At 71.3% G+C, this 23,984-nt stretch carries 16 protein-coding genes and 1 tRNA gene; 13 read left to right on the top strand and 4 right to left on the bottom strand.

Going from position 1 to position 23,984, the window contains the following annotated elements; all coding sequences use genetic code 11:
* Window position 1: 1 nt before the first annotated feature.
* Window positions 2-74: transfer RNA gene (locus OG948_RS12175), tRNA-Ala, on the top strand.
* A gap of 72 nt (window positions 75-146) precedes the next feature.
* On the opposite strand, the gene OG948_RS12170 is transcribed toward OG948_RS12175, so the two are convergent.
* On the bottom strand, window positions 147-1,322 hold the full coding sequence (locus tag OG948_RS12170; RefSeq protein ID WP_406296145.1) for an epoxide hydrolase family protein: 1,176 nt from the start codon (window positions 1,320-1,322) through the stop codon (window positions 147-149).
* A gap of 62 nt (window positions 1,323-1,384) precedes the next feature.
* Between OG948_RS12170 and OG948_RS12165 the strand changes: the two genes are divergently transcribed.
* A complete protein-coding gene (locus OG948_RS12165) occupies window positions 1,385-2,362 on the top strand; it encodes a helix-turn-helix transcriptional regulator (protein ID WP_406296143.1) in 978 nt (325 codons plus the stop codon).
* 2 nt (window positions 2,363-2,364) lie between these two features.
* Here the strand turns inward: OG948_RS12165 and OG948_RS12160 are convergent, their stop codons facing one another.
* Window positions 2,365-2,937, bottom strand: a complete 573-nt coding sequence (locus tag OG948_RS12160) for a Uma2 family endonuclease (protein WP_406296141.1) — start codon at window positions 2,935-2,937, stop codon at window positions 2,365-2,367.
* A 99-nt stretch (window positions 2,938-3,036) separates the two neighbouring features.
* On the opposite strand from OG948_RS12160, the gene OG948_RS12155 reads away from it, so the two are divergent.
* The 8 genes from OG948_RS12155 (at window position 3,037) to holA (ending at window position 15,354) form a co-directional block, all read left to right on the top strand.
* Entirely contained in the window at window positions 3,037-3,240 is a 204-nt protein-coding gene (locus tag OG948_RS12155) for a hypothetical protein (protein ID WP_406296139.1), read from the top strand.
* A gap of 54 nt (window positions 3,241-3,294) precedes the next feature.
* Window positions 3,295-3,939 carry a lysoplasmalogenase family protein gene (locus tag OG948_RS12150; protein WP_406296137.1) on the top strand — a complete coding sequence of 215 codons (645 nt, stop codon included), beginning with the start codon at window positions 3,295-3,297 and terminating at the stop codon, window positions 3,937-3,939.
* A 282-nt stretch (window positions 3,940-4,221) separates the two neighbouring features.
* Entirely contained in the window at window positions 4,222-7,122 is a 2,901-nt protein-coding gene (leuS, locus tag OG948_RS12145; RefSeq protein ID WP_406296135.1) for a leucine--tRNA ligase, read from the top strand.
* 236 nt (window positions 7,123-7,358) lie between these two features.
* Window positions 7,359-7,991 (top strand): hypothetical protein, encoded by a 633-nt coding sequence (locus OG948_RS12140; RefSeq protein WP_406296133.1) that lies wholly within the window; start codon window positions 7,359-7,361, stop codon window positions 7,989-7,991.
* A 198-nt stretch (window positions 7,992-8,189) separates the two neighbouring features.
* The gene (locus OG948_RS12135; protein ID WP_406296132.1) at window positions 8,190-9,035 is read left to right on the top strand and encodes a DegV family protein; all 846 of its coding nucleotides are present in this window, start codon (window positions 8,190-8,192) and stop codon (window positions 9,033-9,035) included.
* A gap of 158 nt (window positions 9,036-9,193) precedes the next feature.
* Window positions 9,194-10,090 (top strand): helix-hairpin-helix domain-containing protein, encoded by an 897-nt coding sequence (locus OG948_RS12130; protein ID WP_406296130.1) that lies wholly within the window; start codon window positions 9,194-9,196, stop codon window positions 10,088-10,090.
* The gene (locus OG948_RS12125; RefSeq protein ID WP_406296128.1) at window positions 10,087-13,476 is read left to right on the top strand and encodes a ComEC/Rec2 family competence protein; all 3,390 of its coding nucleotides are present in this window, start codon (window positions 10,087-10,089) and stop codon (window positions 13,474-13,476) included. Before OG948_RS12130 ends, OG948_RS12125 begins: the two co-directional genes overlap by 4 nt.
* An 888-nt stretch (window positions 13,477-14,364) precedes the next feature.
* Window positions 14,365-15,354, top strand: coding sequence for a DNA polymerase III subunit delta (gene holA / locus OG948_RS12120; RefSeq protein ID WP_395862780.1), 990 nt, complete (start codon window positions 14,365-14,367; stop codon window positions 15,352-15,354).
* Window positions 15,355-15,568: 214 nt separating this feature from the next.
* Here the strand turns inward: holA and rpsT are convergent, their stop codons facing one another.
* Window positions 15,569-15,835, bottom strand: coding sequence for a 30S ribosomal protein S20 (gene rpsT / locus OG948_RS12115; RefSeq protein ID WP_020553196.1), 267 nt, complete (start codon window positions 15,833-15,835; stop codon window positions 15,569-15,571).
* A 363-nt stretch (window positions 15,836-16,198) separates the two neighbouring features.
* On the opposite strand from rpsT, the gene lepA reads away from it, so the two are divergent.
* The 3 genes from lepA (at window position 16,199) to hemW (ending at window position 21,734) form a co-directional block, all read left to right on the top strand.
* Window positions 16,199-18,052: a translation elongation factor 4 gene (lepA, locus tag OG948_RS12110; RefSeq protein ID WP_395861982.1), complete on the top strand. Its 1,854-nt coding sequence runs from the start codon at window positions 16,199-16,201 to the stop codon at window positions 18,050-18,052.
* Between the two features lie 394 nt (window positions 18,053-18,446).
* Window positions 18,447-20,303, top strand: a complete 1,857-nt coding sequence (locus OG948_RS12105) for an AMP-dependent synthetase/ligase (protein ID WP_406296125.1) — start codon at window positions 18,447-18,449, stop codon at window positions 20,301-20,303.
* A 210-nt stretch (window positions 20,304-20,513) separates the two neighbouring features.
* Window positions 20,514-21,734 (top strand): radical SAM family heme chaperone HemW, encoded by a 1,221-nt coding sequence (gene hemW / locus OG948_RS12100; protein WP_406296123.1) that lies wholly within the window; start codon window positions 20,514-20,516, stop codon window positions 21,732-21,734.
* Between the two features lie 269 nt (window positions 21,735-22,003).
* Here hemW and OG948_RS12095 read toward each other — a convergent pair whose 3' ends face one another.
* Window positions 22,004-23,977, bottom strand: coding sequence for a dynamin family protein (locus OG948_RS12095; RefSeq protein WP_395861987.1), 1,974 nt, complete (start codon window positions 23,975-23,977; stop codon window positions 22,004-22,006).
* Between the last annotated feature and the right edge of the window lie 7 nt (window positions 23,978-23,984).

The following is a 23,984-nucleotide window of genomic DNA, read 5'->3' as shown; positions in this document are numbered from 1 at the left end:
CGGGGCTGTAGCTCAGTTGGTAGAGCGCTTGCATGGCATGCAAGAGGTCCGGAGTTCAATTCTCCGTAGCTCCACCGCAATCCCGAAGGCCGCTTCCATCAGGAAGCGGCCTTCGGTCGTTCAAGGCCCGGTTGCCGGGCGCCGGCTCAGCTCAGGCCCGCGAAGAACTCCCGGACGTCGCCGATCAGCAGTTCCGGCTGCTCCAGCGACAGGAAGTTGCCACCACGCTCGAACTCCGTCCAACGCACCACGTTGTGGTCGCGTTCGGCGAACCGACGAATCGCGACGTCCTGCGGCAACGCGACGGCCACCGCCGTGGGGACCGTGCCGCGGTCCTTCGGCGCCCACGCGCTCGGATCGTGCGCCATCTCGTAGTAGAGGTTGGCCGAGGAACCGGCCGTGCCGGTGAACCAGTACAGGCTGACGTTGGTGAGCAGGGTGTCCCGGTCCACCGCGTCCTCGGGCAACTCGCTCGCGGTGTCCGTCCACTCCTTGAACTTCTCCACGATCCACCCGAGCTGGCCGACCGGGGAGTCGTGCAGCCCGTAGGCGAGCGTCTGCGGCCGGGTGGACTGGATCGCGTTGAAGCCCATCTTGTCGTCCCGGAACTCCTGGAGCCGGGCCAGCCTGGACTGCTCGCTCTCGGTCAACCCGGCGAAGTCGGCGGGGTCCTCGGACGGGAAGGTGACCAGGCCGTTGACGTGGATCCCGATGACCTTCTCCGGTGCGATCCGACCCATCTCGGCCGCGATCCACGAGCCGCCGCCATTGCCCTGTACGCCGTAGCGCGCGTAGCCCAGGCGGGCCATCAGCTCGGTGAACGCGCCGGCGATCCGGCCGGTGGTCCAGCCGGGACCGGACAGCGGCCCGGAGAAGCCGACCCCCGGGGTGTCGGTGACCACGACGTGGAAGTCGCGCGACAGCGGCTCGATCACGTCGACGAACTGCACGAACGAGCCCGGCCAGTCGTGGATCAACAACAGCGCGGGGGCGTCGGCCCGGGCCGAGCGCACGTGGGCGAAGTGGATGTCCTGACCGTCGACCTCGGTGACGAACTGCGGGAACGCGTTCAGCCGCGCCTCCGCCTTGCGCCAGTCGAACCCGTTCGCCCAGTAGTCGGCGAGGCCCCGGAGGTAGTCCGCCGGCACCCCACGCGTCCAGTCGGGCACGCCCGGGACGTCGGCGGCCCAGCGGGTGCGGGTCAGGCGCTCGCGCAGGTCGTCGAGCTCGGCCTGGGCGATCTCGATCCGGAACGGGCGGATCGCGGTGGCGTCCGCGTTCGCGGTGACGGTCTCGGCTGCGGTGTTGCTGCTGTTCTCCATGAGAAGAACAGTAGGATCCCAATAGGAACACTCCGCTCCTATAGAGACATCAGGCTGAAAGAATGTTGGAAACCTCCGCACGTTTGCTGCGCCTGTTGTCCCTGCTCCAGAGGCCCCGCGACTGGCCGGGCTCCGAGTTGGCCGAACGCCTGGGCGTCACCGGCCGCACGATCCGCAAGGACATCGAGCGGTTGCGCGACCTCGGCTATCCCGTCGACGCCACCCGAGGCTCCACCGGCGGCTACCGACTCGCCGCCGGCGCCGCGATGCCGCCGCTGTTGCTCACCGACGACGAGGCGGTCGCGGTCACCGTCGGCCTGCGTACCGTCGCCCAGGGCGCGATGGCGGGCATGGAGGAGACCTCCATGCAGGCGCTGGCCAAGCTGGAACAGGTGCTGCCCGCGAGGCTGCGCCGGCGGGTGCGCGCGTTGCAGCGGTACGCGGTGCCGGTGCCCGCGGACCGGCCGAGCGCGAAGGTGGACACCGACGTGCTCACCGTCCTGGTCGCGGCCTGCCGGGACCGCGAGCGGTTGCGGCTGGACTACCTCGACCACGCCGGCGCGTCCACACGGCGCACCGTCGAGCCCCAGCGCGTGGTCAACTGGGGCCGCCGCTGGTATCTGGTCGCGTGGGACGTGGACCGGAACGACTGGCGTACCTTCCGGGTCGACCGGATCACCCCGCGTACCCCGAGCGGCCCCAGGTTCGCGCCGCGCGAGGACCCGGAGGGCGACGCGGCGAGGTACGTGGCCGGCAAGGTCTCCGCCGCCGCCTGGCGACACCGCGCCCGGGTCCTGGTCCACGCGCCCGCCGCCGAGGTCCTGGAGCGGATCAACCCGGCCGTGGGCACCGTCGAGGCGATCGACGCCGACACCTGCGTCCTGGACACCGGCGCCGACTCCCTCGACACCCTGGCCGTGTACCTGGGCATGCTCGGCCGCGACTTCGACGTCACCGACCCCCCGGAACTGACGGCCCACCTACGCGCCTTGGCCACCCGCTACGCCCGCTCGACACCGCCGGACCCGCCCGAGGCCTGAGCTCACCGCACCAGCGAGGCCACATCGATGTCGATCGCGAACGGCACCGGAAGATCGAGACGCACTCGCTCGATCGCCGTGGCCACATACGCGCCCGTGGTCGGCTCCAGTTCGAAGACGTGAACCACCGGCAGTTTGTTCTCCTCTTCGATCCGCCGGAAGTGCGGAATACCGGCCTTCGCGTATTTGAGCGGCTTGGTCTCCCGGTCCCGCTCCTCGGACTCGTCCGACACGATCTCGACGGCGAGCACCACGTTCGCGGCCACGTGGTGAGTGCGGTCCGCGTCGTAGGGCACCTTGGCGATCAGGACGTCCGGTTCGGGTCGGTCGCGTTTGCCGAGCTTGACGGCCATCTCCATCTCGACGACGAAGCCGAGCGGCGCCTGCTCGTCGAGAGCCTGCCACAGGCGACCCATGACCCGGCCGTGGAAGCTGCGCCGTGGCGACATCATGAAGACGAGGGCTCCGTCGATCAGCTCGGTGTGCCGAGGGGCATCGGGCGACAGCGAGTCCATGTCGTCCGCGGTCCAACCGCCTGGGTTCGGCGGATACATCCACTCCGGGATCGTGGTCACGGCGCGGATCCTTCCCATGGCCTCAACATACGTTCCCGTCGGCCTCGCGAGTGGGGATCGGGTGAAGATCGGTCGAGAGTCGCCGGAGAGAGCAACCTCGTGGCCGAGCTGTTCGGCACCGAGGTCGTCGAGCACTTCGCCAACGGCGCCCGGGTCCACGCGCCGGCTACGACGCGGCGGTCACCGACGGGGAGTCGTGCCGAGGCTTCGAGCGAACGCGAGGCCGTGCCCCGGGTCGGATGCGGACCGTTTCGCGGGACTTCGGTGATCACGATTGGGGTCTTTCCCGTCACGGTTGCGTGACGGGTCGAACGAGTGGGCGAATGGTCCGGTTTCCGGTCAGTAGTGTCGCCGGACGTGACCCTCACCGCAGTACTCGTGCTGGTGCTCGCGAGCCTGCTCGCGGTCGCCGACTGGGTGGCCGTCGCCCGGGAACGCCTCCCGCTCGATCGGCTCCTGAAACCCGCGGTGATCTGTGCCCTGGCCGTCGTCGTCTGGTCGTTCGAGGACGTCGACGGGGCACTGCGCGCGTTGTTCAGCGTCGCGCTCGCGCTGTCACTGCTGCGCGACGTGCTCGCCCCGCGCTGGTTCGCCGGCGCGGTCGCGGCCTCACTGCTCGCCCACATCGGCTACGTCGCGGGCTTCCAACGCATGGGCTGGTCCTGGCTGTGGGCGGCCGCCGGCATCGTGGTGGTGCTGTTCGCGGCGGGCGCCTACGCGGTGCGCCTGGTCACCGGCGCCCGCGAGACAGCGCCCACGTACATCGGCATGGTGCTGCTCTACGTCGGCGTGGTCTCGCTGATGGTGGTCGCCGCGGCGGCCACCGGCCGGCCCAGCGCGGTGGCCGGCGCGTTCCTGTTCTACGTCTCCGACACCCTGGTCGGCTGGAACCGGTTCCGCGCGCCGACGCCGTACGCGCCGGTGTTGATCGCGGTCGCCTATCACCTGGCCCTGATCCTGCTGGTGTTGTCGCTGTCCACGGGCCCCGCCCCGGGGCTGTGACGGTCACCGCCCGAGCGCGGCCCGAGTCGGACCCGAGCCCGGACCGGACCGCGACCGCATTGAAGTAACCTCAGGCCACCTGCGGTAACCTGAGGCCATGCGTGCCGTACTGCTGCTTACCGGGCCGCGCTGAGCAGGCCGGGTGGAGGACCGCTCCCACCCGACTCGGCGCGGCGACCCCTCCTGAGCGAGGGGTCTTTTCGTTTTCAGAAACGGTCGCCGCGCGCGAGCGACGACACCGGAAGCAGCCGACGGCTGCCCACACCCCGATGGTTGAGGACGATGACCGAGATGACGCAGGGTCCTGCCGGCAACACCGACGCCCCGACCGAGCCCTACCGCTACAACGCCGTCCTGGCCGGCGACATCGAGGCGCGCTGGCAGGATCGCTGGGAGGCCGACGGCACGTTCGAGGCGCCCAACCCGGCCGGTCCGCTGGCCGAGCCGGAAAAGGTCGCCGGGCGACCGAAGATGATGGTGATGGACATGTTCCCGTACCCCTCGGGTGTGGGCCTGCACGTCGGACACCCGCTGGGCTTCATCGCGACCGACGTATTCGCCCGGTTCAAGCGGATGACCGGCCACAACGTGCTGCACACGCTGGGCTACGACGCGTTCGGCCTGCCCGCCGAGCAGTACGCCGTACAGACCGGCACGCACCCGCGGGTGACCACCGAGGCGAACATCGCCAACATGCGCCGCCAACTGCGCCGGCTGGGCCTGGGCCACGACCAGCGCCGCTCGGTGGCCACCACCGACCCGGCGTACTACCGCTGGACGCAGTGGATCTTCCTGCAGATCTTCAACTCCTGGTACGACCCCCAGGCGCCCGGCGCGGACGGCGGCACGGGTCGCGCCCGTCCGATCGCCGAACTGGTCGAGCAGTTCGAGAAGGGCGACCGGGCCACCCCGGACGGTCGCGCGTGGGCCGACCTGACCGAGGCCGAGCGTGCGGCGGTGCTGGACGAGTACCGCCTGGCGTACGTCTCGCAGGCCCCGGTCAACTGGGCGCCGGGCCTGGGCACCGTGCTGGCCAACGAGGAGGTCACCGCCGACGGCCGCAGCGAGCGCGGCAACTTTCCCGTGTTCAAGTCCAACCTGCGGCAGTGGATGATGCGGATCACCGCGTACTCCGACCGCCTGCTGGGCGACCTGGACAAGCTGGACTGGCCCGAGCCGATCAAGATCATGCAGCGCAACTGGATCGGCCGATCCGAGGGCGCCAAGGTCTCGTTCGCCACCGACGCGACGCCGATCGAGGTGTTCACCACCCGGCCCGACACGCTGTTCGGCGCCACCTACATGGTGCTGGCGCCCGAGCACGAACTGGTCGACGCGATCGTCGCGGACGCGTGGCCCGAGGGCATCCCGGCGGTGTGGACCGGCGGCGCGGCCACACCCGCCGAGGCGGTCGCGGCGTACCGTCGGTTCGCCGGCTCCAAGAGCGACGTCGAGCGGCAGAGCGAGGGCAAGGACAAGACCGGCGTCTTCACCGGCGCCTACGCGAGCAACCCGGTGAACGGCGAGCGGGTACCGATCTTCATCGCCGACTACGTGCTGATGGGCTACGGCACCGGCGCGATCATGGCGGTGCCCGCGCACGACCACCGCGACTTCGAGTTCGCGCGCGCCTTCGAGCTGCCGATCCGCTGCGTGGTCGAGCCCGCCGACGACCGCTCGATCCAGGACACCACCGACTGGGCCGACGCGTTCGTCTCCTACGACGCGAAGCTGGTGAACAGCTCCGGCGAGGGCATCTCGCTGGACGGCCTGGGCGTGGTCGACGCCAAGAAGGCGATCACCGAGTGGCTGGCCGAGCGCGGCATCGGCGAGGGCACGATCAACTTCAAGCTGCGCGACTGGCTGTTCTCCCGCCAGCGTTACTGGGGCGAGCCGTTCCCGATCGTGTTCGACGAGGACGGCGTCGCGCACGCGCTGCCGGACTCGATGCTGCCGGTCGAACTGCCCGAGATCGACGACTACCGCCCGCGCACGTTCGACCCGGACGACGCGGACACCAAGCCCGAGACGCCGCTGTCGCGCAACGCCGACTGGGTGAACGTGGAGCTGGACCTGGGCGACGGGCCCAAGCGGTACCGCCGCGAGACCAACACCATGCCCAACTGGGCCGGTTCGTGCTGGTACGAGCTGCGCTACCTGGACCCGACCAACACCGAGGTGCTGGTCGACCCCGAGGTCGAGAAGTACTGGATGGGCCCCAGGCACGAGGGCCACACCGGCGGCGTGGACCTGTACGTCGGCGGTGTCGAGCACGCGGTGCTGCACCTGCTGTACTCGCGTTTTTGGCACAAGGTGCTGTTCGACCTGGGCCACGTGTCCTCGTCCGAGCCGTTCCACCGGCTGTTCAACCAGGGCTACATCCAGGCGTTCGCGTACAAGGACGAGCGCGGCGTCTACGTCGAGGCGAGCGAGGTCGAGGACCGGGACGGGAAGTTCTTCCTGGGCGAGCAGGCGGTCACCCGCGAGTACGGGAAGATGGGCAAGTCGCTGAAGAACTCGGTGACGCCCGACCAGATGGCCGAGGAGTACGGCGCGGACACGCTGCGCCTGTACGAGATGTCGATGGGCCCGCTGGAGATCTCCCGGCCCTGGGACACCCGCGCCGTGGTCGGCTCGTATCGCTTCCTGCAGCGGCTGTGGCGCAACATCGTGGACGAGCGGACCGGTGCGCCGATCGTGGTCGACGAGCCGGCCGACGAGGCCACGCTGCGGGCCACCCACAAGGCGATCGACGGCATGCGGCGGGACATGGACGCGCTGCGCTTCAACACCGCGATCGCCAAGGCGATCGAGCTGAACAACGCGCTGGTCAAGCTGCCGGCGGTGCCGCGCGAGATCGCCGAGAAGCTGGTCCTGATGGTCGCGCCGCTGGTGCCGCACGTGGCCGAGGAGCTGTGGTCGAAGCTGGGCCACGGCGACACGGTCACCTACGAGGCGTTCCCGCAGGCGGATCCGGCCTACCTGGTCGAGGACACGGTCACCTGCGTCGTGCAGATCAAGGGCAAGGTCCGGGCCCGCCTGGAGGTCCCGCCGAGCATCGGCGAGGACGAGCTGAAGGCGCTGGCGCTGGCCGATCCGACGGTGCTGGCCGCGCTGGACGGGGCCGGCGTGCGGATGGTGATCGTCAAGCCGCCGAAGCTGGTGAACATCGTTCCGGCGTAGCCGAGTCGGCGGGGGTCGGTCGGTCGCCGAGCGTGATCCGACCGGCCCTCGGCGCGCCCGGCCGCGGGTTCGTCGAGGGTTCGTCGAGGGTCGATTTCCGGCCCGTGTCGGTCCCGTTTCCGGTCGGTGACGATCGGTCTGGAACGCGGTGTTTTCCGCCGCGTGCGTATCCGAGCGCCTCGGCGGCGTTAGTGTGAGGGGAAACCTTCCGGCCCCGACCAGGCAGGAGACGCCTCGTGGCCCTCGCCGACGTTCCCGCGACCACCGACTCGTTGGCCGATGGCGCCGAGACCTTCGGCGTGGTGTTGGGCGCCGGTGTGCTCGCGTGTCTCGTGCTCGTCGGCGTCGTGGTGGGCCTGATCACGATGATGCGGCGGGCGGTGCGCCGCCGGATCGAGCGGCACGCGCCCCGGGTCCGCGGCCTCGTGGAGGACGCCACGTCCAAGGCTCGGGCGTACACCCTCACGGGTGGCGCGGCCGAGGCGGCGCGGATGCGCGGGTCGGTGCGGCGTTCGCTGGAGCAGACCCGGCGGGTGCTGGAGGCGGGCTACGCGCACGACGCCCAGCTCTCCGAGGCGGTGGTGCTGCTGCGCAGGCTGGACCAATTCGCCAAGACCCTGGACACCGACCTGAAGCTGGTCGAGCGCGAGCCGGACCGGGACCGGGTCGCGCGCGAGCTGCCCGGGCTCAAGGAGCGCGCGGATCGCATCGAGCACACCGCGGCCTCGCTGCGGTGGGCCGTCCAGGATCGCGAACGCCACCTGGGCGAGGACGAGTTGGACCGGCTCGGCACGGACGTCGAACGCGAGGCCGCGGCCCTGCGCGCGTACGCGGACGAGAGCCGATCCCGGACCAAGCCGCTGACCTGAGCGGCTGCCGGCGGCGAGCCCCCACGACGGGACGCGCCGGCCGCACCACGGCGCGCGTCACCCGTGCGTCGGGGCGTGGCATGGTGACCGAATATTGATTGTGGTGTCTCGACTCCGCGACCCGACACGGGGTAGTCGAGACACCGACCCCGCCCCCCTGTCGTCTCACATCCGGGTGGTTGCCCGCTCATGCCGACGATGCCGACCGATCTCGCCGTGGTCACGGACTCCACGGCCTACCTGCCCGAGGAGCTCGTGGAGCGGCACCGCCTCGTGGTGGTCCCGCTCAAGGTCGTCCTGCGCGGGCGACCGTTGGACGACGGCATCGAGGCCACGCCCGCCCAACTTACCGACGCCCTGCGCCAACGCCGGATCGTGACCACGTCGCGGCCGGCGCCCGAGACGTTCGCGGAGACCTACCGCGAACTCGCCGAGAAGGGCGCGACGGGCATCGTCTCGATCCACATCTCCGGTGAGCTCTCCGGCACGTACGAGGCCGCGCTGCTCGCCGCGCGGGACGCGGACGTGCCGGTGCGGGTGGTGGACTCGCGCACGCTCGGCATGGGGATGGGCTTCTCGGTGCTGGCCGCGGCGGAGGCGGCGGCCGACGGCGCGTCCCTGGAGGAGGCGGTGATCGCGGCCGAGAAGCGCGCGCAGACCACGTCGGCGCTGTTCTACGTGGACACCCTGGAGTATCTGCGCCGGGGCGGGCGGATCGGGGCGGCGACGGCGTTCATGGGGACGGCGTTGGCGGTCAAGCCGCTTCTGCACGTGAGCGACGGGTTGATCGGGCCGCTGGAGAAGGTGCGTACGTCGGCGCGGGCGATCAGCCGGTTGGAGGAGTTGGCGGTGGAGCGGGCGGGGGCCGGGGCGGTCGACGTCGCGGTGCACCATCTGGCCAGTCCGGAGCGCGCGGAGGCGCTGGCGGGGCGGCTGCGGGAGCGGTTGACGGGGCTGGGGGAGCTGTATGTGAGCGAGGTGGGCGCGGTGATCGGGGCGCATGCCGGGCCGGGGTTGTTGGCGGTGGTGGTTTCGCCTCGGTGAGGGTGGGTGGGGGCGGTGGTGGGCGTGTCACCCACGTGACGTGGCGGGGTGGGTTGGGTCACCTGTGTGGGTGGGTTCGGTTTCCACAGGCCGCGGGGTTGTGCACAGGCGGGTTCGGTGGTCGAGGTCGGGTGAGCCGTCCCGCCTAACTTCGGGGCATGTCCGGATCGCCGTCCTCGTCGTCCTCCTTCCCGTCACCGTCCGCGTCCGCTTTCCCGCCGCCGTCCTCGGCCGCGTTCTCGGCGTCCGCGTCGGTCGGGCACGGCTCCTCGGCCCTGCCGCGCTCGGGGGCGGAGCGGGTGGCCGCGCTGCTCGGGTCGGGTGAGCCGGCCGCGCGTCGGGGGCCGGACCCCGCACGGCGAATGGTCGAGGCGGTCGCGGATCGGTTGCCGGCGCGGCTTCGGGTGGGTGTGGATCGCCGTGTGATCGCGGCCGTCGCGGTGCTGGCGCTGGTGGCGGTCGCGCTCGCGGTCGGCGGGTGGTGGCGGGCGCGTCCGCAGAGCGTGGCGGCGCCGGCGCCGGTGGGGCAGGCGAGCGTGGTTTCGGTGCCCGGCGGCGGCGCGGTGTCGACAGGATCGCCGGGGCCGGCCACGGCCGCCGTGCCGGCGCCCGTGGCCGGGCCGATCACCGTGCATGTGGCGGGGAAGGTGGCGCGCCCCGGTGTGGTGGTGCTGCCGCCGGGGGCGCGGGTGGCGGACGCGGTACAGGCCGCCGGCGGCGCGTTGCCGGCGGCGGACCTGGCCACGCTGAACCTGGCCCGGCCGCTGACCGACGGCGAACAGATCCCGGTCGGCGTCCCGGGTGCCCCGGCCGCACCCGCCCAGGCCGCCCCGGCGAGCGGCGGCACGTCCACGGGCCCGCCCCAGGTGCTCGACCTCAACACGGCAACGGCCGAGCAACTGGAGCAACTCCCCGGCGTCGGCCCGGTCCTGGCCCGTCAGATCATCGAAAAGCGCACCCAGTTGGGCCGCTTCGCGACGGTCGACCAACTCCGCCAGGTCCGTGGCATCGGCGACCGCAAGTACTCCGACCTGAAACCGAGGGTCCGGGTATGAGCCCCAGCATGGTGGGCCGCGCGGCTCCCGCCGCCCCGGCTGCCCCTGCCGCCGCACGTCGTGGCCGGGCGGGGGACGGGGACCGTGCGCGGGTGGACGCCCGACTGGTGCCGGGGGCGATCGCCGCGTGGGCCGCGGCGTGGACCGCGCCGCTGGTCTCGTTCCGGGTCGTCGCGATCGCGAGTGCGTGCGCGATCCTCGGCGCCGCCGTGCTCGCCAGGGCCGTCGGGGTCCGCCGTCGGGCGACCCTCGCCGTCGTGCTCGTGTGTGTCGCGGCGGGTGGTCTGGTCGCGGGCGTGCGTACCGCCGCCGACCACGCCGGTCCCGTCGCGACCGCGGCCCGGCAGCGCGCCGAAGTCGGCGTCGAGTTGACCGTACGCACCGACCCCGAACGCCGCGTCACCCGCGTCCGAGGCAGCGAACTCGGCGCACCCCCCACGCTGTTCGGCGCCCGGATCGACTTTCTCGGTACGGCCTCCGACCCGTCCGACGCCCGCGGCGCGCACGCCGCGGCCGGCCCGCTCGGCCGGCGCGGATCGCCCGGGATTCGTGGTCCGCGTGGTGCGCGCGTGCGGACTCCGGTGACGGTTCTGGTCGGCGGGCCCGAGGCGGGGTCCTGGCTCGGGCTGCTCCCGAGCACCCCGGTGCAGGCGCATGGGCGCCTCGTGCCGGGCAAGGCCGGCGGTGCCCTGCTGCTGATCCGGTCCGCTCCCGAGCACGTCGGCACCCCGTCGGCCCCTCAGCGCCTCGCGGGCCACCTCAGGGCCCGCCTGCGCGCGGCGTGCGCGGACCTGCCGCCCGCCGCCCGGGGCCTGCTCCCGGGCCTGGTCGTCGGCGACACCAGCCACCTCCCCGCCGACCTCGAAGCCGACTTCCGCACCGCCGAACTCACGCATTTGACCGCCGTAAGCGGCACCAACATCACCATTCTGCTGGGATTCGTTCTCTTCGTGCTTCGCCGTAGCGGCCTGCGTGGACGCGTGCTGCCGATCACGGGCGCGGCGGCGATCGCGTGCTTCGTGGTGGTGGCCCGGCCCGAACCCAGTGTGTTGCGCGCCGCCGCGATGGGCCTGGTCACCGTGGTCGCGCTGTACAGCGGCCGGCCCCGACGCGGACTGCCCGCACTCGCCGTCGCGGTGCTCGGCCTGGTGCTGTTCGATCCGACCCTGGCCCGGTCCTACGGCTTCGCGTTGTCCACGCTGGCCACGGGCGCGCTGCTGCTGCTCGCGCCGCACTGGACCGCACGACTTCGGACCCGAGGTTGGCCGAAGTGGGCCGCGGTCGTGGTCGCCGTACCGCTCGCCGCACAGGCCGTCTGCGGACCGCTCGTGGTGAGTTTTGCCGGCCGGGTCAGCTTGGTGGCCGTGCCGTGCAACCTGCTTGCCGAGTTCGCGGTCGCGCCGGCCACGATCCTCGGCTTCGTCGCCCTCGTGCTCGCCCCGGTCTGCCTCCCGCTCGCGCAGGTCGCCGCCTGGCTGGGCTCCTGGCCGATCGGGTGGATCGCGATGGTGGCGCGCACCGGCGCCGCGCTGCCCGGCGCCGCCGTCACCTGGCCGACCGGTTTGTTCGGCGGAGCGGTCCTCGCGGCGATCACCGTCGCGGCCGTACCGACCCTGCGGCTCCTGCGGCGCCCGCCCGATTCCCCCCGAGCGGGCCGGCCGCGAGCGATGGCCGCCGCGCTGCTCGCGACGCTCGTGGTGGTACTGCTGCTCCGCCCGCCGGTTCTGGTCCGCCCGCTGACCGGCTGGCCGCCGCCGGACTGGCACCTGGTCATGTGCGACGTGGGGCAGGGCGACGCCCTCGTGCTCAACGCGGGCCCCGGCGCCGGTGTCCTGATCGACGCCGGCCCCGATCCGGACGCCGTCGACCGCTGCCTGCGCGACCTCGGCGTGCACCGGCTGCCCCTGGTCCTGCTCAGCCACTACCACGCCGATCACGTCGAGGGCCTTCCCGGCGCGTTGCGCGGTCGCGCGGTAGGCCTGCTCCAGGGCACGACGGTCCTCGAGCCCCGAGCCGAGGTCACCCGAGTCCGCCGCTGGGCCGGCGCGGCGGGCACCTCCCTGGCCACCCCCACCGACGGCGAACACCGCACCCGGGCCGCCCTGACCTGGCAAACCCTCACCCCACCCCCCGACGTAGCCACCCCGATACCGCGTGCGACCATCCCCGATTCCGCCGCCCCACCCACCACCTCACCCCGCCCCACCCCACCGCCACCACCGGACACCCCAACCCCTCGAACGAGCGTCCTTGATCCCGACAAACCGCAGATCGGGCCGGGTGTCTCGGGGTGGGCGGTGGCGCGGGACGTTCCGGCCACTCGAACCGGCGCCGTTGATCTCGGCAGGCCGTGGCCGGGGCCGGGTGTGTCGGGGTGGGCGGTGGCGCGGGACGTTCCGGCCACTCGAACCGGCGCCGTTGATCTCGACAGGCCGTGGCCGGGGCCGGGTGTCTCGGAGTCGGTGGCGGCGCCGGACGTCCCGGTGGGGAGTGCGGTGGGCGGGTCACCGGCCAACAACGCGAGTCTCGTGGTGCTCGCGGAGCGCCACGGAGTTCGGATGTTGCTCACGGGGGACGTCGAGATCGAGGCCCAAGAGGCCCTGCGGGCCCGGTTGGGCGATCTCCGGGTGGACGTGCTCAAGGTCGCGCACCACGGCTCGGCCCGCCAGGACCCGGGCCTCGTGCTCGGGTTGCACCCCCGCCTGGCGCTCGTCTCGGTGGGCAAGGGCAACCCTTACGGCCACCCGTCGCCCTCCGCCCGCGCCCTGATCGCCGCGACCGGCGCCCGCCTCCTGCGCACCGACACCGACGGCCCGATCGCCGTCACCGGCACCCCGACCCACCTGAACGCGGTCGCCCGAGGCCCCGACACCCCCACCCACGCCCTCCGCGCACCCACCCCCACCCCGGAACCCGAACGCGCCCCCAACCCCCGCACAACCGCCGCCTCTCACCCCCACCAGCGTCGCGCCAACGTCCCCACCCGCCGCCCGCGCCACATGTGCGCATTCCAGCGAACGCAGCACGGGTGCACCCACCGCCCACGCATTCCCCACAAAGCCGCGCCAGGCGTCCCAGCCCACGCCGGCCGTCCCCGAACCCCAGGCCCGCAGCCCGCCTCCGGCCGCCGACGTGCATTGACCGAAGGCAGGCGATCGACGACCTCCGAACCGGACGACACGCATGTGCCTCGGACCGCCGTCGTCGGGGCTGCCGCCAACATGGGAAGCGGTGCGATGCGGTGCCGGCGCGGGGGCAGCGCAACGCGGGCGTGGGGCGCTTACGCGGCGCACGGTCCGCGGCATGGACCGGGTGGCGATCCGCGCGATCGGGACACGATTCCGCGCCGTCTCCCACGACGTCGCCGTCGAGGTGCCAAAGGGTGACCTCGGTGACGCCCAAACAGACCCCAGCGCCCCCTCCCAGAAGCCAAAATGGCCCCGCCGGCCTTGCACCCTGCCGGGCCTGATCGGCCTCGCGCGCAGCGTCCCGTCAGCTTCGCGCTCTCCGCGTCCGTTCGGCTCCGTGCTCCGTCCCCGGTTGGCCTCGGCCCCTTGCCCCGTCGGTTCCGTGCCCCGCGTTTTGCGAGCTTCGTGCTCCGTGCCGGCGTGCTTCGCGTCCTGCCGGCTTCGTGTCTCCGTGCCCGGTTGGCCTCGCCCTTGCGTTCCGCCAGCGCCGCGCCCCGCGAGTTTCGTGCCCCGTGCCGCGCCGGCTTTGTGCTCCGTGCCCGCGTGCTTCGCGTCCTGCCGGCTTTGTGCTCCGTGCGCCGCTGGCTGCGCGTCCCGCGTCCCGCGTCCCGCCGGCTCCGCCTCCCGTGCCCGCCGCTCCGCCTCCCGCGCCCGGCGAGCTTCGTGCCTCGCGTCCCGCTGGCTGCTCGTCCCGCGTACCGCTGGCTCGGCGTCCCGTGCCCGGCGAGCTTCGTGGCCCGCGTCCCGCCGGCTGCACGCTCCGCGTTCCGGTGGTTTCGCGCCCCGCGAGTTCCGCGTCCCGGTCGGCCTCGCCCGCGCGAGCTTCACCCCCGTGACCGGTCGGCCTTGCCTCCGTATTCCCTCGCGCCTCGCGCCTCGCGCCTCGCGCCTCGCGCCTCGCGCCTCGCGTTCCGTGTCCCGACGGCCTTGTCCTCGAATTTCGCCGGCTTCGGGCTCCGTTTTGGGGCCTCAGGCTCCGCAGCGTGTTGGCTTCGTGGGGTGTCGGGTTCGCGTTGGTTTTCCTCTTGGTGTGGGGTGGGACTTGGGGGCGGGGTGAGGTTGTGGGGTGTGTCTGTGGGGCGTGGGATGCTTGGTCGGGTGGCCAGGAGAATGCAGGATGATCCGCTCGCGCCCGTGACGCTTGTCGTCGGGCCCGAGGAACTGCTTGTGGATCGCGCGATCGGGGATGTGGTGCGCGCCGTGCGGGCGCAGGATCCCGACGCCGACGTCCGGGACCTCGCCCCCGGGTCGTTGCAGGCGGGGATGTTGTCCGAGTTGGCCAGTCCGTCGTTGTTCGGCGAGCGCAAGGTCATCGTGATCCGGTCCGCGCAGGACCTCGGGGCGGACCTGGCCGGCGAGGTCAAGAAGCTGATCGCCGATCCCGCCGACGAGATCGTGCTCGTGCTCGCCCACCTCGGTGGGCCCAAGGGCAAGAACCTCCTGGACGCGGTCCGCAAGGTGGGTGTGCGCGAGGTCGCGTGCCCCAAGGTCACCAAGGTCGGCGACCGCGTCGCCTTCGCGCGCGCAGAGTTCCGGATCGCGGGCCGCTCGCTCACCGAGGACGCGTGCCGCACCCTGGTCGAGGCGATCGGCAACGACCTGCGCGAGTTGGCTTCCGCGTGCAGCCAGTTGATGGCGGACACCGATGGCGTGGTCGACGAAGAGGTGGTCGCGCGCTACTACAGCGGCGTCGCCGAGGCGTCCAGTTTCACCGTCGCCGACAAGACCGTCGAGGGCCGTACCGCCGAGGCGCTGGAGCAGTTGCGCTGGGCGCTGTCGGTGGGCGTCGCACCGGTCATGGTCACCAGCGCGCTCGCGCAGAGTGTGCGGCAGATCGCCCGGGTCGGGGCCGCCTCGCGCAATGCCCGCCCCAACGACCTGGCCCGCGAGCTGGGCATGCCGCCGTGGAAGGTGGACCGGGTGCGGCAGCAGCTGCGCGGCTGGACCCCGGACGGCATCGTGCGCGCCCTGTGCGCGGTCGCGGACGCCGACGCGGCGGTCAAGGGTGGCGGTACGGATCCCGCGTACGCGCTGGAGAAGGCCGTCGTGACGGTCTCCACGGTCCGCAACCTCTGAGGTCACCGACGAGACCCACGATCCAGCGGCCCCGACCCACGACCCAGCGACCGCCGACCCGCCGACCCGGCGATCCGAGACCCGCCGCCCCGCGCCCGCCGAAAATCACACCCCCACAACGACAAAGGCGCCGCCCCCGAGATCCGGGGACGGCGCCTTCGAAGTCACTACGAGCGCATGCGCTCGGGTGTCACACCATCAAAGGTGCCGCGAGTCAGGCCTTGGCCGTCGCGACACGCTTCTCCAGCGCCGACTTCTTGTTGGCGGCCTGGTTCTTGTGGATGACACCCTTGCTGACGGCCTTGTCGAGCTTGCGGGCCGCGAGGCGGGTGAGCGCCTCGGCCTGCTCGACGTTGCCGGCCTCGGCCGCCTCGCGCGCCTTGCGCACGAAGGTCTTGAGCTCCGACTTGACGGCCTTGTTGCGCTGACGCGCAATCTCGTTCGTCTTGTTGCGCTTGATCTGGGACTTGATGTTCGCCACGAAAGAGCCTTCTGAGTACTAGGTCGGGATCCGATCCAGGGAGAGGGCCCGTTCGGACGTTGACTTGCGTGGCAGAGACACGTACGCCACACGCGATCCATCAGATTACCAGCCATCGACGGGCGCCCACGACACGGCCGGCCAATATGGCCCGATCCACCCCCGCACGCGGCCCGCGCCCGCCCCCGCTCACACCCGTTCGCCCCCACGCGCGGCGACCCGAACCGGCTCGGCCGGCTCCACCAACACGGCTCACCCATGCCGCATGGGACGATGTAGGGAACACCTGTGATCCCACACCGATCCCACGTGCCACCCGCAAGGCCCTCGCCAGTCCACCCGATCGAGAATCTGGAAGCCCGCGTGCCCGCGACCCCGCCAGTGAACGTGCCGGAGCCCAGCCGTACCGACCCGGCGCTGATCCGGAACTTCTGCATCATCGCCCACATCGACCACGGCAAGTCGACGCTCGCCGACCGGATGCTTCAGATCACCGGTGTGGTCGATGCGCGGCAGATGCGCGCGCAGTACCTCGACCGCATGGACATCGAGCGTGAGCGCGGCATCACCATCAAGTCGCAGGCGGTGCGGCTGCCGTGGACGGCCCCGGACGGCCAGATCCACATCCTCAACATGATCGACACCCCCGGCCACGTGGACTTCACGTACGAGGTGTCCCGCTCGCTCGCGGCCTGTGAGGGCGCGATCCTGCTGGTCGACGCGGCCCAGGGGATCGAGGCGCAGACGCTCGCCAACCTCTACCTGGCCCTGGAGAACGACCTCCAGATCATCCCGGTGCTGAACAAGATCGACCTGCCCGCCGCCCAGCCGGAGAAGTACGCGGCCGAGCTCGCGCACATCATCGGCTGTGACCCGGAGGACGTGCTCAAGGTCTCCGGCAAGACCGGCGTGGGCGTGTCCGAGCTGCTGGACGAGTGCGTACGCCTGGTTCCGCCGCCGATCGGCGCCAAGGACGCGCCCGCCCGCGCGATGATCTTCGACTCGGTCTACGACTCGTACCGGGGCGTGGTCACCTACGTCCGCGTGATCGACGGCGACCTGAAGAAGCGCGAGCGGATCCAGATGATGTCGACGGGGGTGACCCACGAACTCCTGGAGATCGGGGTCATCTCGCCCGAGCCCAAGCCCTCCGACGGCCTGAGCGTCGGCGAGGTCGGCTACATCATCACCGGCGTGAAGGACGTTCGGCAGTCCCGGGTCGGTGACACGATCACCTCGCTGCACCACGGTGCGACCGAGGCGCTCGGTGGTTACAAGGACCCGAAGCCGATGGTCTTCTCCGGTCTGTATCCGCTGGACGGCTCGGACTACCCCGAGCTGCGCGACGCGCTCGACAAGCTCCAGCTCAACGACGCCGCGCTGGTGTACGAGCCGGAGACCTCGGTCGCGCTCGGCTTCGGCTTCCGCTGCGGCTTCCTGGGGCTGCTGCACCTGGAGATCGTCCGGGAGCGCCTGGAGCGCGAGTTCAATCTGGAACTCATCTCCACGGCGCCGAGCGTGGTGTATCGGGTCGTCATGGAGGACGGCACCGAGCACACCGTGACCAACCCGAGCGAGTTCCCCGGCGGCAAGATCGCCGAGGTGCACGAGCCGGTGGTGCGGGCCACGATCCTGGCGCCGAGCGAGTACATCGGCACGATCATGGAGCTGTGCCAGACCCGGCGCGGGGTCCAGATCGGGATGGACTACCTCTCCGAGGACCGGGTCGAGCTGCGCTACACGCTGCCGCTGGCGGAGATCGTGTTCGACTTCTTCGACGCGCTCAAGTCCAAGACGCGCGGCTACGCGTCGCTGGACTACGAGACCACCGGTGAGCAGGAATCCGCGCTGGTCAAGGTCGACATCCTGCTCCAGGGCGAGGCGGTCGACGCGTTCAGCGCGATCGTGCACAAGGACAAGGCGTACACCTACGGCGTCGAGATGACCAAGAAGCTGCGCGAGCTGATTCCGCGTCAGCAGTTCGAGGTGCCGATCCAGGCGGCGGTCGGCGCGCGGGTGATCGCCCGCGAGAACATCCGGGCGATCCGCAAGGACGTGCTCGCAAAGTGCTACGGCGGTGACATCAGCCGCAAGCGCAAGCTGCTGGAGAAGCAGAAGGAAGGCAAGAAGCGGATGAAGATGGTCGGCCGCGTGGAGGTGCCGCAGGAGGCCTTCATCGCGGCGCTGTCCACCGACGACAGCGGCGGCAAGAAGTAGCGGTACGCGGGGCGGCGAAGCGGCCGCACGCAGGGCGCGGAAGCAGCGGTCCGAGGAGCGGTACGCGGACCGCGGAGGCAGGGAGCACAGGCGGGGAACAGGGCGGGAAGCAGGGCCGCGGCCGGGTCGGTCGGCGGGTGTGGCGACGCGATTCGACGGCGGATCCGGGCGAAGCTACTACCGCGTAGCCCTGCGGCGGCGTACGTTGCGGGTGCATCGGGCACAACCGATGCACCCGCTGCTTTTTACCCCCGCTATACCGAACACTCCGCACTCCCGCCGATCCCGATACCCGTACGGACACCCCTGTGGATACCCGTATGGACACCGGTACCGACGCCGGTACTCGGCACCGCCACCACCCCTGAAATCCGCCCAGGACACGGAGGCCGCAGTGAGTCCAGAGCCCGTCGGCATCGACAACCGCCCGCCGTCCATCGCGGTGGACTTCCTGGAGCGCGTTCGGGCGACGCCCGAACGAGAGGCGTACCGATACCCGGTCGCGGTGGGCGACGGCGACCGCGAGGAATGGCGGTCGCTCACCTGGGGTCAGGCCGGCGACCGGGCCAAGGCGATCGCCGCCGGCCTGGTGGCGCTGGGGGTCGAGCCCGAGGACCGGGTCGCGATCGTGGCCGAGACCAGGTTCGAATGGGTGCTCGCGGACATGGGCGTCATGTGCGCCGGGGCGGCCACCACCACCGTCTATCCGACCACCAACGCCGACGAGGCCGCGTTCATCCTGGCCGACTCCGGCAGCGTGGTGGTGTTCGCCGCCGACGACGCCCAACTCGCCAAGCTGCGCGGCGAGCGGACCGGTCTGGACGCGGTGCGCAAGGTGATCGTCTTCGACCACGCCGCCGACGAGGCCGACGACGACTGGGTGAGCACCCTCGCCGAGCTGGAGGAACTGGGCCGTGCCCGGTTGGAGAAGGAACCCGACCTGGTCGAAACCCGCGTCGGCGCGATCACCCGCGACCAGCTCGCGACGCTGATCTACACCTCCGGTACCACCGGTCGACCCAAGGGCGTTCGGCTCGCGCACGACACGTGGGCGTACCAGGCCGCCGCGCAGGCCGCGATGGGGCTGACCGAGATCGACGAGCTGCAGTACCTGTGGCTGCCGCTCGCGCATTGCTACGGCAAGGTGATGGTGTCCGGCCAGATCCGGATCGGCTACCCGACCGCGATCGACGGCCGGATCCCCAAGCTGATCACCAACCTTCCGATCGTACGGCCGACCTTCATGGCCGCCGCGCCGCGCGTGTTCGAGAAGGTGTACAACTCCGTGCACGTGCGGATGCGCGCCGAGGGCGGCCTCAAGTACCGGATCTTCCGGTGGGCGATCGGCGTCGGTCGGGAGACGTCGCAGACCCGGCAGGCCGGTCGCACGCCCTCCGTGCTGCTGAACGCCAAGTACCGGTTGGCCGATCGGCTCGTCTTCGGCAAACTGCGCGACCTGTTCGGCGGCCGACTCAAGGGTTGTATCTCCGGCAGCGTGGCGCTCTCGCCCGACGTCGCGGAGTTCTTCGACGCGATCGGCATCCCCATCCTGGAGGGCTACGGCCTGACCGAGGCCAGCGCGGGCAGCTCGGTCAACCGCTACGACGCGCACCGCATCGGCACCGTCGGCGTGGTCCTGCCCGGCTCGGAGCTGCGCATCGCCGAGGACGGCGAACTGCTCGTGCGCGGCCCCGGGGTGATGCAGGGTTACCACAACAATCCCGAGGCCACCGCCGAGGTGCTCACCGAGGACGGCTGGCTGCGCACCGGCGACATCGGAGTGGTCGAGGACGGTTTTTTGCGGATCACCGACCGCAAGAAGGACCTGATCAAGACGTCGGGCGGGAAGTACGTGGCGCCCAGCGAGATCGAGGGCCGGTTCAAGGGCATGTGCCCGTACGTCGGCAACATCCTCGTGCACGGCGAGGGCCGCAACTTCTGCTCCGCGCTGATCACCCTGGACCCGGACGCGATCCGGGGCTGGGCCGCCGACCGGCCGGCACTGCGGGACAAGTCGTACGAGGAACTGGCCGGCAGCGCGGAGGCCCGCGCGCTCATCGCCGACTGTCTCGACGAACTCAACGCCGGCCTCCAGCGCTGGCAGACGGTGAAGAAATTCGCCATCCTGCCGCGCGACCTGAGCGTCGAGCACGGTGAGCTGACGCCAAGCCTGAAGGTCAAGCGGCGGGTGGTGGAGCAGCAGTACGCGGAGCTGCTGGAGGACATGTACACGGGCACGCTGGTGACCTGAGCTCTGGGCTGGGCTGGGCTGGGCCGGGCCGGGGGCCGGCCTCCGAGTCGGGGCCCGGCCCGGGGCAGGGGCCGAGGGCCGGGGCGGGCGCAGGGGCCGAGGGCCGGGGCCGGGTCGGGCGTCGAGGGGCATGGGGGTCGTCCGGTCCGGGGTGGGTGCCGAGGTGTCGACGGCGCCGGGCTCGGTCGCCGGCTCGTGGACAATGGGAGGATGCCCTCCGCACCCCCCGACGGTCTGCCCGTGCCCGAAGACGGTTCGCTGCCCGCGTCCGCGCTCGCCGAGTTCACGGACGCGAGTCGTCCGTTCGGCTTCTACGTGCACGTGCCGTACTGCGCGTCGCGGTGCGGTTACTGCGACTTCAACACGTACACCGCGACCGAACTGGGTGGATCGGCCTCGCAGGGGTCCTACGCGGACGACGCGATCGCCGAGATCCGGCTGGCCCGGCGGCGGCTCGGCGACGTGGACCGGCCGGTGGAGACGGTGTTCTTCGGCGGCGGTACGCCCACGTTGCTGCCGGCCGAGGACCTGGCTCGGATCCTGGGCGCGATCCGGGACGAGTTCGGACTCGCCGCCGGGGCCGAGGTGACCACCGAGGCGAACCCGGAGTCGGTCGATCCGGCCTATCTGGCCACGCTGCTGGCGGGCGGCTTCAACCGACTGTCGTTCGGCATGCAGAGTGCGCGCAAGCACGTCCTGCAGATCCTGGACCGCCGGCACACCCCGGGCCGGCCCGAACAGTGTGTGGCCGACGCGCGCGCGGCCGGGTTCGAGCACGTCAACCTGGACCTGATCTACGGCACGCCGGGGGAGTCCGACGACGACTGGCGGGCCTCGCTGGACGCGGTGCTCGGCGCGCGTCCCGACCACGTCTCGGCGTACGCGCTGATCGTCGAGGACGGCACCCGGCTGGCCGGCCGGGTGCGGCGGGGCGAATTGCCGATGCCGGACGACGACGTGCTCGCGGACCGCTACCTGATGGCCGACGAGGCGTTCTCCGCCGCCGGGCTCGGCTGGTACGAGGTGTCCAACTGGGCCACCGACGCCGCGGCGCGCTGCCGGCACAACGAGCTGTACTGGACCGGCGCGGACTGGTGGGGCGCGGGGCCGGGGGCGCACAGCCACGTGGGCGGGGTGCGGTGGTGGAATGTGCGCCATCCCGCCGCGTACGCGCAGCGGCTGGCGGCGGGGACGTCTCCCGCGCAGGCGCGCGAGTTGCTCACCGCGGAGGACCGGCGGGTCGAGCGGATCCTGCTCGAGCTGCGGTTGGCCGAGGGCGTCCCGCTCTCGCTCCTTGCGGAGGTGGGGCGGAAGGCGGCGTCCCGGGCTGCTGCGGATGGGCTGCTCGAGCCGCTTGGGGGTGGGCGGGCGGTTCTTACGTTGCGGGGGCGGTTGTTGGCCGACGCGGTCGTGCGGGATCTGGTGGACTAGGGCGGCCGACACCCGCTTTTGGCCTCAAGCGCCGGCCGGGCTGTTTTGCCTCAAGCGTCGGCGGGGCTGGGTGGCCTCAAGCGCCGGCCGGGCTGTTTTGCCTCAAGCGTCGGCGGGGCTGGGTGGCCTCAAGCGCCGGCCGGGCTGTTTTGCCTCAAGCGTCGGCGGGGCTGGGTGGCCTCAAGCGCCGGCCGGGCTGATTGGCCTCAAACGCCGGCGGGGCCGTTGGGGCGGGGTGTGGTTGCCCGGCCGGCGTTTGTGGGTGGTGCTTACATCGCCACGTCCATGATCAGGTCTGCCAGGGACTCGTCGACGCGGTTGAGTTCCTGGGCGTAGCGGCGCATTTCGCCGCTCTCGCGCTTTGCGTCGGACTCGCCCTGTTCCTTGGTGCGGAGGGCCGCGCCGACCTCGTCGCGGATCGACTTGATCTCGGCGTCCAGGCCCTGGGCGATCGCGTCACGCATCTTGCGGAGTTGTTTGACGACCTCTTCGCCCAGGTTGGTGACGTCGGTGTCGGCCTGCTTGCGCAGTTCCAACTGGACCTGTTCGGCGACCTGTTCCTTCAGCCGGCGGTTGGCCTTGTTCAGTTGCAGCGCGCCCTTGAACACGGTCGAACCGAGCACCGCGCCGAGGATCACGAACGGGCCCAGACCGACCAGGAACGCCGCCGTGCCGACCGCGATCTGCGGCAGCAGTGCGGTGAGCATCGACCGAAGGTTGAACTTGCCGCCGGAGACCGCCGTCGCCGGGTCGAGCACGAAACTGACCGCGTCCGCGAGCAGCCGCTCGATCGGTGTCGAGGGCTTGCCGTCCTCGTCCGTGCCGACCGGGCCCGACGTGAGCGACGCGCGGATCTCGTCGATGCGCGTGACGAACTGCTTCACGTCGTCGTCGATCATCCGCTCCATGTCCTCGACGCGACGCGAGACGAGCGGCTTGAGCTCGTTCTCCTGCCACTGCGCGAACTCGACCTGGACCCGCCCGGAGAGATGGTCGGTGATCTCCTTGACCGCCGCCTCCATCTTCTCGCGCGCGTTGAACGGATTGGCGCCGATGGTGTTGCTCGGGTCGTACTCCTGCGCCCAGTTCGGGATGTTCGCGGCGACCCGGTCCATGAATCGCCGGGTCGCGGCCTCCACCTCGCCGCGGGTCTCGCGCAGGTGCTCCTCCATCTGCGCGACGATCACCCGCCGGTTCTGCTCCAGCCGGGTCAGCGGGCCCTGGACGCGTTCGTAGGTGGCCCGCAGCTCCTCGACGTCCTGGGTCAGCAGCGCCTCCTTGCGGTCGATCTGCTCGCGCGCCTCGATCAGCAGGTACTTGAGCTCACGCGCGGGAGACAGGATCTTCGCCCGACCGCGCTCCCGGGTCAGGAACTCCTCCAGGCCGCGCTCGAGTTCGGGCATCCCGGAGCCGGCCAGCAGGTCCGGGTCGCCCTTCTGCCGGCCGGTCAGCGCGGCCCGGGCGTTCACGAAGAACACCCGGTCGGGGCGGGAGAGATAGGGGGAGAGGCGCTTGCGGATCTCCCGCTGTACGTCCTCGCGCTCCTCCTCCTCGACCAGGTTGATCTTGTTGCCGACGTAGAAGACGTCCTCGTGGCCGCGGGCCTTGACGTGTACGTCCAGGAAGAGCTGCTCGCTGCGCGACATCGCGGCCTGGCAGTCCACCACGAACACCAGCACGTCGGCCTGTTCGAGGTAGTTCAGGGTGACCTTCTCGCGCTCCGGGGCCTCGTTGAGACCCGGCGAGTCGACCACCACGACGCCGTTGCGGCACAGTTCCAGCGGCCAGCGCACCACCGCCCGCTCGTACGGGTTCGGGGTGTTGTCGTCGTCCGCGCCGATGGTGACGTAGTCGGCGATCTCGTCCACGCCGACGGTCAGCGGTTCGCCCGCCGTACCGTCCGCCTCCAGCGGATAGATCAGCGCGGAGCGGGTGTCACCCCACGTGACCTCGTTGATGATCGCGGTGCACGGCCGGGCGAACGAGGGCAGCACCTTCTCGCCCAGCATCGAGTTGATCACCGTGCTCTTGCCGCGCTTGAACTCGCCGACGATCATCACCTTGAACGCCTCGGACGCGGCCCGCTGCTTCAACGAGTCCAACTTCTTGACGCCCGCGCCGATCCGCAACCCGGCCACGATCGGCGTGAGCCGGTCGATCAGGCCGACCAGGGTCTCCTGCCGTGCCCGCCACGCGCCGTAACCCGCGTAGGCCCCATCGGCCGCCCCGTGACCCTTGTCCACCCTGAAC

The sequence above is a fragment of the Embleya sp. NBC_00888 genome (genome assembly GCF_045207655.1).
GTDB lineage: Bacteria > Actinomycetota > Actinomycetes > Streptomycetales > Streptomycetaceae > Embleya.
Note: the sequence above shows the minus strand (reverse complement) of the source record. Positions and strands in the feature narration are given on the sequence as shown.

Excerpts from the sequence above, each read along its gene's own strand:
- OG948_RS12170 (WP_406296145.1), bottom strand. The coding sequence starts at position 1,322 with ATGGAGAACAGCAGCAACACCGCAGCCGAGACCGTCACCGCGAACGCG.
- OG948_RS12165 (WP_406296143.1), top strand. The coding sequence starts at position 1,385 with ATGTTGGAAACCTCCGCACGTTTGCTGCGCCTGTTGTCCCTGCTCCAG.
- leuS (WP_406296135.1), top strand. The coding sequence starts at position 4,222 with ATGACCGAGATGACGCAGGGTCCTGCCGGCAACACCGACGCCCCGACC.
- OG948_RS12135 (WP_406296132.1), top strand. The coding sequence starts at position 8,190 with ATGCCGACCGATCTCGCCGTGGTCACGGACTCCACGGCCTACCTGCCC.
- OG948_RS12130 (WP_406296130.1), top strand. The coding sequence starts at position 9,194 with ATGTCCGGATCGCCGTCCTCGTCGTCCTCCTTCCCGTCACCGTCCGCG.
- OG948_RS12125 (WP_406296128.1), top strand. The coding sequence starts at position 10,087 with ATGAGCCCCAGCATGGTGGGCCGCGCGGCTCCCGCCGCCCCGGCTGCC.
- holA (WP_395862780.1), top strand. The coding sequence starts at position 14,365 with ATGCTTGGTCGGGTGGCCAGGAGAATGCAGGATGATCCGCTCGCGCCC.
- hemW (WP_406296123.1), top strand. The coding sequence starts at position 20,514 with ATGCCCTCCGCACCCCCCGACGGTCTGCCCGTGCCCGAAGACGGTTCG.